Here is a 15,086-nt window from a genome sequence, read left to right on the forward strand (position 1 = left end):
GTGTACCTCATTAACCTGAGAAACATTATGTATAAAATTTACTCTTAATTTTCTGGATTTGTAATTTCTCCCATAAACAAAATAGTGCCAGAATTATTATCTCTAATGGCAAAAAAGAAGGGACGATTAACAAACATATTTAAACTTATCATCATAGAACTTGCTACTGCCATAACTATACTGGTAGCTGCTGCTGCTTCTGTTCCTGTTTCATTCACTTCCACAAATGTTTTATGCTTTATTTCATCAATATATAACTCTGGTGGAATAGAACTCATTCCTGAAAAATCTGCTTTCTTTCTGTCAAAAGCTATCTTCATTCCCAAAGTTTTTAATATGTCATTGAGGGTAATTTCATATTCATTTATAAATTTGGGTAGAGTTAATGTGACTCCTTGAGATTCAAACTTTAGCATCCAATTTTCCCAATTTTCTTGATTTAAAGTTTGATAGAATTTTTCTAATTCTATTTCTTCTTTGGGGAGAAATACATACATACTGACGCGACCTTCTCCATAAGGTAAACTAATGGCTTGAAAAGTTTGATTTTCATAATATGAATATTGAGATAAATCTAACATTGTTGGATGTTGTTTTTCTATTCCATTAGATAGATAAAAAGGTCGGTCTAAGGTAGAAAAATTATCAAATTCTTTTTGCCAGTTTCCTTGAAAGTAAATAGCATTTAACAATACCATAACTGAATCACGATCTAGTGTTTCAATTATTCGATCTATTTTGCCTTTGGTATTGTCTTTGATCCAATTATTGATAATTTCTGGGCTTTGAGGATTTTCAAAGTCAATTTCCCTGACCTGACTCTGATAAATGTCTTGGTTTATTTGTAGAAAGTTTTGCTCAAAAGGTATTCCGATTTTAGTCCAGATTGAGTTAGAAATATTTAACTTAATGTCTGAATTTAAACTATCTAATAAAATTCCTAATTCTTGATTTGTTTGATTGATTTCCTCTAAGCTCATGCCCTGAAAATTTAAAGTTTTAGCCATAGCTGTTTGAGTTTCTTCCCGAGCGCCGTTATAGGTCATTGACAGAGCGATCGCTATACTAATAGGCGAGATAAAAATATTTTCGTTTGCCTGGGATTTATGAATTTCTGAAAATAGTTGAAAGGCAAATTTGTTATTGGCAGAAACTAATTTTTCAATCATGTCTATATCTTCAATTTTGGGTATGATTCAGCATTTCCTACGGAATGCTCCGCAAACAGCAGTCAGCTACCCTCTTACAGAGGAACTGCGGACTTCAGCTCTTGAGAAACACCTACATTTCCTGCTAAGGTTATGCTAAGTCGCAATACGGCTAACTCCACGCTCCGCGAACGCCAATTATTATAAACAAAAGTTGGGTAAATGCTATGTTAAAGCCGTTTGACACATAAAGAATGGATTCTATAGAAAATATACTTCCTGTCTTCTCTTCTGAAAAGCTTTATCTGTCAGCTTTTTAAGGTTTAATAATTGGTTAAAAAAACATTTGTATAAATTAAGCTTATAAAATATTGTCAAATATATTTGAAATTTAAACTCAATTTTCCCAAAAAAGTTCAAATGAGCTATTTAGGGGGAAAAATAGGGATAATTTGAGTGGAAACGGACGTTCCTCGGCCATTTGTTAAAAGTCTTGATATATAAGAAATATAGGTTGGTTGCTTGTGAAGAAATTTTCGTGTATTTTTGAGGTAAGTAATTCGCTCTGCGTAGGTGCTTTTTAAAATGAAAAGAGAATTAGTGAGTGGAAGTGCATTCGTGCTAGCGTAACGTAGTTTGATCGCGTAGCGGAACGGAATTCTATCGCGCAAACGTAACGTACTTCTATCAATTTGGATATATTTAAAGAAAATTGAGTTTAAAGATGGTTTTAAAGCTGGTGTATTTGAGTTGTGGACTAGCCGTGATTTAGTCTGGTATTCAGAACAACAAATAAGTAGAGTTAGAGTTGTTAGACGTGCAGATGGTTATTATTGTCAATTTTTAGTAAACGTAGAGAGAAAAGAAACTCATAATTTTGAAGGCAATGTAGTAGGAATAGACTTAGGTTTAAATGCTTTTTATACTGATAGTAATGGTGATGTTGTAGAAAATCCTAAGTATTTGAGAAAGTCGGAAAAACGACTAAAAAAGCTACAAAGGAGAGTATCACGTCGCTACGAGAAAGGTAAGAAACCTCAGTCAAATAACTACCACAAAGCCAGAAAGCAATTAGCCAGGCAGCATCTCAAAATCAGTAGACAATCGTATTGCACCATGCAATAAAGACTGCACGGGCGTTAATCCAATCTCACGATCTGGTAGTCTAGACGCGGAGCGGCGCGCCGAAGGCAGATTTAAAGATTGCTAACCTAGTTAAGAATCATCATTTAGCTAAGTCCATATCTGATGCAAGTTGGTATCAGTTCACCGAATGGCTAGAATATTATGCAAAACTGCATGGAATTGCTTGCATAGCAGTATCTCCACATTTCACTAGCCAAAATTGTTCAAATTGTGGGCAGACAGTTAAAAAATCTTTGTCTGTTAGGACTCACAAATGTCCTCACTGTGGTTATATAGCAGACCGTGACCATAACGCAGCAAGGAACATTTTAGCTAAAGGCTTAGAGATGTTAGGAGCAATAGTCAACAGTACCGAGGGGCACGCCTCTTACAGAGGAGCTGCGCTAACGGAATCTGGGGGAAACCCAAAAGCTATGGGAGAGTCCGACCTCTGGCGAGTGTAATAGTAATATTGCCCATCTAAGTCATCTCTGTGAGCGTAGAATCATCAATGATGAGAATCCCGCATTGCGTTACTGTGATTTGATGCCGGGAGTATGTCAAGCAGTCAAAGATACCAAATGGCTTCTATATATTCCCTATTCCCTATTCCCTAAAAGCGATAAATTTTTGGCTTTATTCAAATATTGAGATGCACCCTAATTTTCTGGATTTGTAATTTCTCCCATAAATAGAATAGTGCCAGAATCATCATCTCTAATTGTCAAAAAGAAGGGGCGATCGACTAACATATCAACAGGTATTTCTGCACTTCTTGCTCTCATAGTTATACTGGTAGCTGATCCTGCTTCTGTTCCTGCTTCATTAACTTCCACAAATGTTTTATGTTTAATTTTATCTATATATAACTCTGGTGGAATAGGACGCATCCCAGAAAAATCAGCATTATTTTTGTTAAAAGCTATCTCCATTCCTAAAGATTTCAACGCATCATTGAGGGTAATTTCATATTCGGTTTTAAATTTTGGCAAGCCTAGATTTACTTTACAATAGTAAAATTGCAGCATCCAATTTTCCCAGTTTTCCTCATTTAAAATTTGATAAAATCTGTCTAATCCTACTTTTTCTTTGGGAAGGAATATATACATACTTACTCGTCCTTCTCCATAAGGTAAACTCACTGCCTGAAACTCCTCATCTTCATAATATAAATATCTAGATGATTGAAACATTATTGGATGTTGTTTTTTTGTTCCATTCGGTAGATAAAAAGGTTGTTCTTTTGTGGAATCTTCTGAAAATCTTTGCTCCCAATTGCCTTGAAAATAAATAGCATTTAACAATACCATTACTGTATTAGGTTCAAGTTTTTCAATAATTTTATTGATTTTGCCTTGAGTAATATCGTTGACCCAATTGTTGATAATTTCAGGACTTTTAGGATGCTTGAAGTCTATTTCACTTACCTTGCTCTGATAAAAATTTTGATTTCTTTGCAGAAATTTTGGCTCAAAAGACATCCCTTTTTTAGTCCAGATTGAGTTAGCAATATCTAATTTAATGCCTGGGTTTAAACTATTTAATAAAATGCCTAATTCTTTGTTTGCCTGATTAACTTCTTCTAAACTCATTCCCTGAAAATTTAATGCTTTAGCCATAGCATCTCTCGTTTTTCCCTCGGCACCATTGTAGGTCATTGATAGAGCGATCGCTATACTGCTCGGTGAGATAAAAATATTTTTATTTGATTGTGATTTTTGAATTTCTGAAAATAGTTGAAAGGCAAATCTATTATTAGCAGAAACTAATTTCATACTGATGTCCATGTCTTCTATTTGAGCTAGTATACTCTGTCGGGAATTTGTCTGATTATCGGTATAAAATTCTCTATTCCTTAACTTTATTGCAACTCCAGGCAAATTATAGATACTAATAATTATAATTATAGCCATAGTCCCTAGAGACATTTTTGCCGAAATGGCATAACATTTATATAAAAGTTCTTTTAACATTTTCTTACTTTTACCGAAAAATTGTGGTCTAAAGCCTCCCTTTTTAAGGGTATAAAAAGCAGTTGAGAGATGGCGAGTAATCCTGGCCATTTCTAATTGACTAAGAGAAAAAGGCATATTCCTTATTTTAAGCCTCCTTATTGCAGAGGTACTGATAGCTGATAACTGATAACTGTTAACTGATAACTGAAATGACTGGAGTCAATAACTAACAATGACAATCGATCTAATTTTCAACGGTGCTAACTTATTTGTATTACCATTTTGGGCATTAATAATATTTTTGCCTAACTGGAAAGTTACTCGCAAAATTATGGAATCTTTTATTCCATTTGTATTATTAGCCATCCTTTATCTTTACCTACTTATTAGTAGTATTACCCCTGAATCTGCTGCTGCTTTATCCAATCCTACTTTGCCAGATATTGCTAAATTCTTTGGAGAAGAATCTGCCGCAGCAACAGGATGGATTCATTTTCTTGTCATGGATTTATTTGTCGGTCGTTGGATTTATTGGGAAGGACAACGTACTGGTGTTTGGACTGTCCACTCAATAATTCTTTGTTTGTTCGCCGGACCTTTTGGCTTATTATCTCATATTTTAACCTATTTGATTAGTCGGAAATTCTTCGGTAATCCTACAGATGAAACAACTTCAACACCCACTGTAGAAAAAGTTTCAACAATTAATAATTAATAATTAATAATGTAAGCATTTCCTCCGGAATGCTTACTTAATAATTACCTCTCCTTGAAAAGAAGAGGATTGGTTCAAAGGAAAATGTTTTCTTCTCTTGGTCAATCTTCTCCCTTTTAGGTAGAGGTAATTATCAATTATCCATTATCCATTATCCATTAATAAATCCCTACTTCCTACTCCCTCTTTTCTGAAGAAGTCTAATAGTTTGTTGAGTACATCTCATATTTGCAAAAATACTTTTTTTCCTATATATTTCCTGTTGCCTGTTGCCAGATGAGCTATTGCCTAAAAGCGATAAATTTTTGGCTTTATTAAAAATTGAGATGGACCCAGTTTGTTGATTTGATCGATTCTTAATTAATCTTCAGTAGTTTCTCAGACCTGACTAATATTTTGAGGGTTCAATAAATAATTATTGGATTTGAGATTTGAAAGAGTTTGAAGATGCGGACTTGCTTTTCTGGGATATTACCCACTAATTAATACTATTAAATATCGTATTTTTTGAGATTAAAGCTATTTATTAATCTGCTTTTAGTAGATAGTTGTACTCTGAATCATCTTTTTTGTGCCGGGTTTAATACTCCACTGTCAATGATTTACAAAGGTAGGTTTTTACCTTTGATGTAAAAGAGCGTGGGGGTGTGGGGAGAGGGAGAAGTTTTGAGCTATTCATTGTATAAATAAAGTACATTTTTGTGGAAATTTTATACTGAATAAATTACTCGCCTCTTTGTTAAAAACCTATCTCCTGTAAAACCCTCAATGGGGGTACTTAAAATTGTTTGGAGTTATAAGACTAAGACATGAAGTGGCCCCTCGTTGACTATCCATAAGCAAATTTTCCCTTCTTCCTTCTTCCTTCTTCCTTCTTCCTTCTTCCTTCTTTTCATTAGAGGTAAAATTATGGCAGTTGAATATGATATTGTGATTATTGGTGGTGGTTCGGGGGGTTTAGTTGTAGCTTCTGCTGCTGCTCAACTTAAAGCTAAGGTAGCATTAGTAGAACGCGACCGTCTTGGTGGTGATTGTTTGTGGTTTGGTTGTGTTCCTAGTAAGTCTTTAATTCATGCTTCTCGTGTTGCTTATCAAGTAAAAAATGCTTCTAGGTTTGGCATTTATACTCAACCTCCAGAAATTGAATTTGCTAAGGCAACTGGTCATGTTCAACAAGTAATAGCTAATATTGAACCACATGATTCGCCAGAAAGATTTAGAGGTTTGGGTGTTGAAGTTATTTTTGGAGAAGGTAAGTTTATAGACCGCAAAACTTTTGAAGTTGATGGTAAAAAATTAACTGCTAGAGCTTTTGTAATTGCTACGGGTTCTAGACCTGCAATTCCATCTGTGGAGGGGTTAAATTCTGCTGGTTTCCTGACAAATGAAAAGGTATTTTCTCTCCAAGAAAGACCAAATTCTTTGGCAATAATTGGTGCTGGACCGATAGGTTGTGAGTTGGGTCAAGCTTTTTCTCGCCTTGGTAGTGAGGTGACTATTATTTCTAGTAGAAGTCATATTTTACCGAAGGAAGAACCGGAAGCTGCTCAAGTTGTACAGGCGCAATTTGAGTCGGAAGGTATTAATATTTTGAAGGAAGTTAGGGCGGAAAAAGTGGAAGTTGTGGATGGGAAAAAAGTAATTACGGCAGGTGGAAAAAATATTATAGTTGATGAAATTTTAGTTGCTGGTGGTAGGTTACCAAATGTAGAATCTTTGAATTTAGATGCTGCTGGTGTGGAGGTAGGAAAGCAGGGAATTATTGTTAATGAAAAGTTGCAAACTACTAATTCTAAAATTTATGCTTGTGGAGATGTAATTGGTGGTTATCAGTTTACTCATGTGGCTGGTTATGAAGCAGTTGTGGCTTTAACAAATGCGTTATTCTTTCCTATTAGTAAAGCTAATTATCGGGTTATTCCTTGGGCAACTTTTACTGACCCAGAATTGGCAAGGGTGGGGTTAACAGAACAGCAGGCAAGAGAACGTTTTGGAGATGATGTTTGTGTATTGAAGCAACCTTTTTCTGGTGTAGACCGCGCTCAAGCTGAGGCAGCCACAACTGGATTTGGTAAGATTATTACTAGAGGAAATGGGGAAATTTTAGGGGCTCATTTAGTTGGTATTTCTGCTGGGGAATTAATCCATGAAATTGTTTTGGCAATGTCGAATAATTTGCCTGTTTCTGCTTTGACTGGAATTCATATTTATCCAACTTTATCTGAGGTAAATAGTAAAGCTGGTTTATTGTTGAAAAAGCAGAAATATGCCAAGAATTTATGGCAGCAGAATTTCTTAGAGAAGTTCTTTAATTGGAGAAGGTCTTTTTAAAGGAAGGAAGAAGGAAGAGGGAAGAAGGAAGAAGTTCAATAATTGATAATGGATAATGGATAATGGATAATTGATAATTGATAATTACCTCTCCCTAAAAGGAAGAGGATTGAATAAAAGGAAAATTTTTTCTCTCTTGGTCGATTGGATATAGCTCCGAGACCTCGCCATCCCACCCTTCGGGAAGCTACGCTTTTTCCTACGGAATGCTACGCAAACATGTCGCGTAGCGTTAACGTAGTTATGCGCCAGCAAAACGACCGCTTGTTTCCCCTTGAAAGGGGAGGCTTCAAGGCGCGAATTATTTAATTATTTAATTATTAATTCTTCGGTAAATTTAAAAGTAGTATTTTCTAGGATGTCTGAAACGCACCTTATAATGTAGATTCATAGGGTGGGCAAATAATAATTTTTTATCTTGGTATTAAAAACTAGAAAATTTCCCCACTTCTTTTCTGTGTTAATAATATTTTTTTTGCAAGGTCAACGGTAAGGATATTATTCTCTTACCCTCTATAGATATATAGTTGTTTAACTTAAAAATGAGACGTTTTTTCATCTGAAACTTTCTCAGAGCAAGAAAGCTTTGTCTCAATCGAAAATTAAATTACTATAGATTACAAAAATTTAAGAAAACGTTTATGTAATTTATGGAGATACCTAATTAGGTAGCTGAAGTAGTTAGTACTAATTGGCGTGATGATTATGGTTATAAATTAATTGATTATGAAGCAATGGGTATTCGTGAATATTGGATTGTTGATTATTTAGGAATAGGAGGCGTTCGTTTTATTGGGCATCCTAAACAACCAACTATTTCTATTTATCAGCTTCTAAATGGAGAATATCAAGTACAAAATTTTAGAGGAAAAGATTTGATTAATAAGTCCTTAATTTTTCCGGAATTGAAATTGACGGTTGAACAGATTTTTCAAGGTCAACGGTAGGGAAGTTAAAAGTCAAAAGTTAAAAGTTAAAAGTTAAAAGTTAATATTTTATAGACTGGAAACTTTGACCGAAAAATTCTGGTCTAAAGCCTCCCCTTTTAAGGGGATAAAAAAAGAGAATGTTCCTTATGTCAATCCCAATGCTTTCCTACGAAATGCTGCGCAAACAGCTAGAGGTACTGATAATACCAAGCGTGATAAATGTTTGCTACATTTTCGCATTGCGGGGGAGTAAGGGAGTGGGGGAGTGAACCCACCCCTAACCCTGACCGTGGAGGGGAAGTAAAGATCAGAATAATTAACAAGAAATAGCGTGCTAATTATCAAAAAAGTTCCATACCTCTGTGTTAATTACTTAATAATTGAAGTACAACTTAAGTTAAGCATTCTTTTTTCAAATTGGTATAACTGATAACTGATAACTGAAATGACCCTATAGTAACTTCAGGAAATTATTTCATATCTAATGAAAATTACTTATCTTTATTACTAGCCAAACTTTGATACGCTACGAACAAAAATAAAATTACAAAGAGAAATATAAATATACCATATTCCCGAATTAAACTTTCCGAACTATCATCAATTTCTGCCGTTTCTAATCCTAATTTACGTTGCAAAGACTTCAAAATTCCATAAAGTTTCTGGGAAAGATTCATTAAAACAAGCGGGGTATACTTCATATTTAAGTATTGATGTAAACGATTATTCAATAATTTCTTCAATAATTATCGATCAAATAGACAATAAGCGATCGCTTTAAGGAAGTCAGAAATCAAAAGTCAGAAGTCAAAAGTCAGAAAGTAAGAATTGATAATATTTATTTTTTCTGAGAGTAAAACTATTTATGGCTACAATCAAATAGCAGGTTGTGACTAAAAAATAAGGTCTCAAGCCTATCCTTTTAAAGGAATGAAAAGAATAAGCTTCAGTATATCAAGCTGGATGCTTTCCTAGGTCATGCTGCGCAAACAGTGTTTGGTACTGTGAACTGATAACTGATAACTGAATCGGAGGAAGTCCAAAATTTATACCCGACCTTTAGCCAGATTAATTGAACAATTACAAATGTTGCCTGGAGTTGGCCCTAAAACGGCACAACGTCTGGCACTACATATTATTAAGCGCCCGGAAGCGGAAATTCAAGCTTTAGCTCAAGCATTGGTTGATGCGAGGAAAAAGGTGGGTTTATGTGAGAAATGTTTCCATTTATCTGCTGAACCTATTTGTGAAATTTGTCGTAACCCTCAGCGAGACAAGGAGGTTATTTGTGTGGTTTCTGACTCCCGCGACCTTATTGCTTTGGAGAAAACACGAGAATATAAGGGTGAATATCATGTCCTGGGGGGGGTCATTTCGCCGATGGATGGTATTGGTCCGGAACAGTTGACTATTCAAGCTTTGGTGCGGCGAGTTAGTCAGGGAAATATTCAGGAAGTGATTATTGCTATTAGTCCGAGTGTGGAAGGAGAGACTACTACTTTATATGTGGGTCAATTGTTGAGACCTTTTACAAAAGTAACGCGCATTGCTTTTGGTTTGCCTATGGGAGGAGATTTAGAATATGCTGACCAGGTGACTTTGGCGCGTGCGTTGGAGGGAAGGCGGGAATTAGATTAGGAAGTCAGAAGTCATTGGGAAGTCAAAAGTTAAAAGTCAAAAGTCAAAAGTTAGAAGTTAGAAGTTATTAGAAAGTTAAAAATTAAAAGTCAAAAATTATTAGAAACGGGACTTACGCAAATCAACCTTGAAAATACCATATGTAGGTATGTAGGGGCGAATGGCATTGGCTAACGCCAAGCTCCGCTAACGCCCTCTCTATATGTAGAGTCTCTGCGTAAGTCCTGAGAAAGTCAAAAGTCAAAATTAGTTGATCAATAATTTTGTAAACGTTGGGATAAAAATTTATGAATGCTTACAAAAAATATGTAGTAATTGATAATCTTCAGCAGTTAGTTTTATCAGATTTACCATTTGCAGCAGGTCAAAAAGTGGAAGTTATTATTTTAGCTGAAGAGGATAATGAAGTTGACGGTCAATTAGAAGAATTACGTCAAAAAATTGATAGTGCAACTGAGCAAATTTTGGCAGGAAATGTGACTGATGGTGAATTGGTTTTTGAGCAGTTACAAGCGAGATTAAGGAATGAATATGGATTAGACTAATGGCAAGGTATCAATTTTCTGAGGATGCAATTAAAGATATTAATGAAATTTGTGATTATCTTGCTAAAAATAATCCTCGTTCAGCTAGTAATCTATTTGATGCGATTCGCCAAAAATGTAAGTTATTTGGTAATTTTCCGAATATGGGGAAATCCTATGCACAAATTAGACCTAATTTACAAGGGTTTTTAGTCAGAGATTATATGATCTTTTATTATCCTTATGATGAAGGTATTGTTAGTGTTAGGATTGTTAGTGGTTATCGTAATTTAGACACATTATTTAGTGAGGATAGTAACATCTAGAAAATATAATTCATTTTGTTTAGACAGGACTATGAAATTTTTATTGACTGAAAGTATGATTTTCTAGAATGACTCATAAACTTAACTCTTACCAACAATTTCAAGGTATCTTTCCATTGCTATTCTTAATACTGAACTACTATAAATAGCAGGTTTCCTCAAAATTTATTCTAGTAATGTACGCCACATAAAATGTTTTTCTGAACCCATTGGAATTTCCTGTAGAAATTTATTCCAAGCTTTTTCCTCTGCTTCTGTTTTTGGGTTTTGTAAATTATTCCAAGTCAAATGTTGATATTGCTTCTCTTCGATAGGATAATCTGACAAAGATAGAAGTGTTATACCGATTAGATTATCTTTCATATCTTCTTTGTAAATCAACTCTATCCCTAAACTGAAATCTATCGGAATATCCGAGAACAATTTTCTTTTCGTTTCCTTTGAAAGACGAGACTTATCTCTTATTACTTTGAAAATCAACCCACTGCCAATACGAACTAATTTATTACTATGAGTCAGCAATGGTGTAAATCGAGAAATATATTTTTCATCAGGATCAATCAAAGCTTCATATATGTCTACTATGTTTATTTCGATTAGGTCTCCTCCTTTATATTCCTCTACTGTGATTAGCTTATATAGTGGCAATGTAGTAAACAAATTAGGTGCTAAATCTAAGATCCTAGCATCATATTCAAGCAGTTTTAGAAATAAAACTATGCCTAAACTAGCAGGAGGAAAATAGTCAGACTCAGAGTACTTCTCAAGAAATAATTCAAGAATTTGACGTGCATAGTCGATAACTTCTGAAGAACATGACCAAGTACCTGCAAATATTAACCATAAATAGGTATATGGCTTTTCTCTGTTTTGTATTGCTTGTTCAACAATATCCAGCATTTTTATTAGCTGCTCTGAAGAATATTCAAGTGGTAAATAATTTTGAGAAGATATTGAGAAGGTTATATATTCTCTTACTAATTCATGTAGTTGAACTCCTATTTTTCTAGCAATAGGAATTAGTTGAGGAAAAAACTCATCTAATCCCACTGATGTTATCAAGGCAACAACAAATCGTTGTTTTTCTTCATCATTAGCTTTATCTAAAAATTCTTTAATCCATCTGTCTATTTCTGAAGAAATAGATATTTGAGTAGAACCATCCAAATAATCTAAACAATTAGCGAATGTATCTTGTTGATTAATATTTGCTTTGATAGCTAAGGTTAAGAGAGGCAAAGAATACTCTAGACCTGAAGTAAACCATAATTGATAAAAATATTCTGGTAAAGGTGAATTATCTTTAAGAAAATTCCCAAACAATTCTATATTTTGTTTTTCAGGTTGATTAGATAACCAAAAAACTATCCAAAGGGCTAGTTTAACTGGTAAAATAAAATCACTATTTTGTAGTAGCCAAACAACGCCATCTATTGTTTTACTGGGAATATCTGAAACATATAAAGTGTTTCTTGATTTCATTTGTATATCAATACTGGATAAAGCATTGATTTTAATTTCTTTCAAAGGTTGCCACCTATATTGAGTTATTATGTGCGAAATTATTGACAAGAAAATTAATTGATAGGCTAAGGTTTGAGATTGTGTAAATTCCCAGTCTACTTGTCTTGAGTTATAGAAATAATGTGGAAAATTTTTAATAATTACCTCTGCAATTTTTTTATATTGACTTTCTGAAAGTGACCAGCATCTTAATAGTTGACTGTATCCATCTTTCAACCAAAATTTCATTACTATATCTTCATTCTCTATCCAGTGTGACCAATAATTTTGTAAACGTTTTGCCGTCCATTGAGGTTCATATATATGTAATAAAGCTAAACAACTAATCTTGAAAGCAGATAAAATTAGGTTCTTTTTTTCAGTCTCAAGAAGTTCATCTACTTTTTCTTTGAGAAAATCTTCTTGTGGAAAATGTTCACCATAAATACGCAAGGCATTTTCCCAGCAACTCTCTGGAAAATTTTTACCGTTAAATTTACGTTCTAAAATTCTCCGTAAAAGATCGTTTTTATCTGGTTGAGATAACTGGTTTGTATAAAAAAATAGCCGAGACATTTGCTCATCTGTAAGTCCTGTATCTAAAACTTCTAAACCATAATCAATTAAATCATATTGGAAATTACGATATTGGGATTTACTTAGAGAACCATCTGCTACTACCTCTAAAGCAAACCAAGCACCAGGTCTTAAAAAATGATTTTGATTATGATTTTTATCTTCTACAGGTCGGTCTAGCGGACGACAAACTTGTGTCAAAATTTTCTCAGAATCTTCCCCTAATTCTCTAACAATTCTACCTGCTAAAAATAAAGAAACATACCGCCAATGTTCTGAATCAACTGCTGCAATTTTTTCCCTCAAATTTTCAAATCTATCGCCATTTTTGAATAAATAGACAGCAGCAAAAAACTCTTGAAAAGACCTAAGTTCAAAACCAAATAACCCTGGTTGTGGTTCCACAATCAAAACTAATCTATCTTTAGCATCCTTCACAAATTCCCGGACTTTATTATTGATATTTTCATCCGATGAAAATCGGTCATTTTTTCGCAAAACATTTTCAATTGCTACTCTAAATTCATCTTCTGGTAAAAGAGACTGAACATTAATATTAGAACTATCAGAACTGTTAGAAGCAGCACGATAATGTAACAAATAACCCAAATAAGAATGAACATTAAGCAGAATTTGGTCATCACTCTTAATTAAGTCTTTGTCCTTACTTTTTTCTCGCTTTAGTATAGTTCTCCAGTATTCATCAAATAAAGTTTCTCTTTCCCCTGGAGGTCTTCCACCATTTTTAATAATCAGTCAAATAATCGTTACTGGCAAGGGAGTTGTTAACAATCTAGAAATTCTCTCATCTTCCTCACATTCTTTGAGAATATCAAGTATTCTTGTTTGTTCTCCATCAGCAATTTCTCTAGTTTTTACCCATTTTTGAGCATATTCTGTTCTCTGTTCCTTTTCCAGTGTCAATATTTCTAAATGAGGAAATATTTCAGGATTGAACTGTTGTTTATACATATTAGGACGAGAAGTCACTACTACTTTTAAATCAACTTTTATATTTTCTCCCCAGTCTAAAAAAGTAGAAATTTCTTCAACCATTCGCTGTTGTAAACGAGCATCTGAAACTTCATCTAATCCATCCAAAATCAAGAGGCATTCTTTCTGTTCAAAAATATCTTGTACATTAGCAGCAGATATTTCTTCTAGTCTATTTGTAATATTACCCATTTCTGTAGCTAGGTAATTTTCTAAACTAGAAGATTCATTTCTATCTCTATTTGATAACCATTGAGCAAAATATTTTAAGACTACTCGAAAGGGAATACGTTTAACTTTTATATTTTCAGTAAATTCATATTCTGTATTTAGATATTTAGCTCTATATACTTGAGCTAATTGTTGCCCTAAAGTAGATTTACCTTGACCAGGACCGCCAATAATTACAACCTTATTGTACTTTTTTTCTTCTTTTGTGAAATATTCCATAGCTGGAACATGATTTTTGCCTCTAAATAAATCATCTTCAACTGTGAATATTTTCCTAACTTCAGTAGCTACTTTATCCCACGGTTTAAGGAAAAGATCGATAAATACTTTTTGGAGATTAGTACGCTTTTCACCTGTTTCTGGTTCACCAGCTTGGTCTAATTCTGCAAACTTATCCCTACTAAATGATTTGGAAAGATAAGTTCTAATATTTTTTTCCAGACTAGGATTTAATTCTCGACTTTTAATATCAATTTGTTGTTTTTGATTACTAGAATTATCTTTTTCAGTTTGGCTTTGCTTTTGCTGTTGACGATTTTTCCAGACTAGCTCTAATTGTGTTAGGTTTTCTTGCTTTTTATCAGAATTCCAAAGAGTGAATGTCAGACTTCTAATACCTTTACTTTTTTCACTATATGGACTACTTTCTGTCACAATTCCTAATATTTTTAGGCGGTCTATAGTATCCTGAATCTTATCCCTTTGTTTCTTAACTTCTGGACTATATTTAGACAATATTTCTGGATTTAATAGACAAGCAAACTCCTTTAAATTTGTTCTGATAAAAAGTTGAGGGCGATCGCTATCTCTATCTCTATCTTTCCACTCAGTAAATAATTCCTTTTCTGGATTATTCTGATGACTGTAAATTCTGAGAAATTCGATTAATTTTTTGGCTCGTTTGAGAGGATCCTCACCCCAGTTACCTGTTCTTGACATAGATTTTATTTGATTTAATTAAACTTATTTGTTCTGATAAAAAGTTGAGGGCGATCGCTATCTCTATCTCTATCTTTCCACTCAGTAAATAATTCCTTTTCTGGATTATTCTGATGACTGTAAATTCTGAGAAATTCGATTAATTTTTTGGCT

Annotated in this window: 12 protein-coding genes and 1 pseudogene; 8 read left to right on the plus strand and 5 right to left on the minus strand. The window is 33.9% G+C overall.

Translation table 11 applies throughout. The features are described from left to right. Window positions 1–44 precede the first annotated feature (44 nt). Entirely contained in the window at window positions 45–1,169 is a 1,125-nt protein-coding gene (locus F6K15_RS30235; protein WP_293068429.1) for a serpin family protein, read from the minus strand. Window positions 1,170–1,898: 729 nt separating this feature from the next. On the opposite strand from F6K15_RS30235, the gene F6K15_RS30240 reads away from it, so the two are divergent. Both F6K15_RS30240 and F6K15_RS30245 read left to right on the plus strand, forming a co-directional pair. Continuing rightward, window positions 1,899–2,273 (plus strand): transposase, encoded by a 375-nt coding sequence (locus tag F6K15_RS30240; RefSeq protein WP_293068431.1) that lies wholly within the window; start codon window positions 1,899–1,901, stop codon window positions 2,271–2,273. Window positions 2,274–2,389: 116 nt separating this feature from the next. Beyond that, a complete protein-coding gene (locus tag F6K15_RS30245; protein ID WP_293068464.1) occupies window positions 2,390–2,737 on the plus strand; it encodes a transposase in 348 nt (115 codons plus the stop codon). A gap of 195 nt (window positions 2,738–2,932) precedes the next feature. On the opposite strand, the gene F6K15_RS30250 is transcribed toward F6K15_RS30245, so the two are convergent. Beyond that, window positions 2,933–4,363, minus strand: coding sequence for a serpin family protein (locus F6K15_RS30250; RefSeq protein WP_293068434.1), 1,431 nt, complete (start codon window positions 4,361–4,363; stop codon window positions 2,933–2,935). Window positions 4,364–4,460: 97 nt separating this feature from the next. On the opposite strand from F6K15_RS30250, the gene F6K15_RS30255 reads away from it, so the two are divergent. From F6K15_RS30255 to F6K15_RS30265, 3 genes and pseudogenes are all read left to right on the plus strand, one after another. Further along, window positions 4,461–4,943, plus strand: a complete 483-nt coding sequence (locus F6K15_RS30255; RefSeq protein ID WP_293068437.1) for an ABA4-like family protein — start codon at window positions 4,461–4,463, stop codon at window positions 4,941–4,943. Window positions 4,944–5,852: 909 nt separating this feature from the next. Continuing rightward, window positions 5,853–7,274, plus strand: coding sequence for an NAD(P)/FAD-dependent oxidoreductase (locus F6K15_RS30260; RefSeq protein ID WP_293068440.1), 1,422 nt, complete (start codon window positions 5,853–5,855; stop codon window positions 7,272–7,274). 668 nt (window positions 7,275–7,942) lie between these two features. Continuing rightward, window positions 7,943–8,221: pseudogene (locus F6K15_RS30265) on the plus strand (Uma2 family endonuclease); the annotation flags it as partial. A gap of 473 nt (window positions 8,222–8,694) precedes the next feature. Here F6K15_RS30265 and F6K15_RS30270 read toward each other — a convergent pair. After that, window positions 8,695–8,904 (minus strand): hypothetical protein, encoded by a 210-nt coding sequence (locus F6K15_RS30270; RefSeq protein ID WP_293068443.1) that lies wholly within the window; start codon window positions 8,902–8,904, stop codon window positions 8,695–8,697. 343 nt (window positions 8,905–9,247) lie between these two features. On the opposite strand from F6K15_RS30270, the gene recR reads away from it, so the two are divergent. From recR to F6K15_RS30285, 3 genes are all read left to right on the plus strand, one after another. Beyond that, on the plus strand, window positions 9,248–9,841 hold the full coding sequence (recR, locus tag F6K15_RS30275; protein WP_293068467.1) for a recombination mediator RecR: 594 nt from the start codon (window positions 9,248–9,250) through the stop codon (window positions 9,839–9,841). Between the two features lie 287 nt (window positions 9,842–10,128). Then, on the plus strand, window positions 10,129–10,386 hold the full coding sequence (locus tag F6K15_RS30280) for a hypothetical protein (protein ID WP_293068446.1): 258 nt from the start codon (window positions 10,129–10,131) through the stop codon (window positions 10,384–10,386). Beyond that, window positions 10,386–10,691 (plus strand): type II toxin-antitoxin system RelE/ParE family toxin, encoded by a 306-nt coding sequence (locus F6K15_RS30285; RefSeq protein ID WP_293068449.1) that lies wholly within the window; start codon window positions 10,386–10,388, stop codon window positions 10,689–10,691. The genes F6K15_RS30280 and F6K15_RS30285 overlap by 1 nt, the downstream gene beginning before the upstream one ends. Window positions 10,692–10,856: 165 nt before the next feature. On the opposite strand, the gene F6K15_RS30290 is transcribed toward F6K15_RS30285, so the two are convergent. Further along, window positions 10,857–13,370: a hypothetical protein gene (locus F6K15_RS30290; protein ID WP_293068452.1), complete on the minus strand. Its 2,514-nt coding sequence runs from the start codon at window positions 13,368–13,370 to the stop codon at window positions 10,857–10,859. A gap of 156 nt (window positions 13,371–13,526) precedes the next feature. Beyond that, complete coding sequence (locus tag F6K15_RS30295) at window positions 13,527–14,933, minus strand: NACHT domain-containing NTPase (protein WP_293068455.1); 1,407 nt, start codon at window positions 14,931–14,933, stop codon at window positions 13,527–13,529. Window positions 14,934–15,086: the final 153 nt, after the last annotated feature.

Origin of the sequence: Okeania sp. SIO2B3, from assembly GCF_010672525.1 — a bacterium.
In the GTDB taxonomy this organism is placed as follows: domain Bacteria; phylum Cyanobacteriota; class Cyanobacteriia; order Cyanobacteriales; family Microcoleaceae; genus Okeania.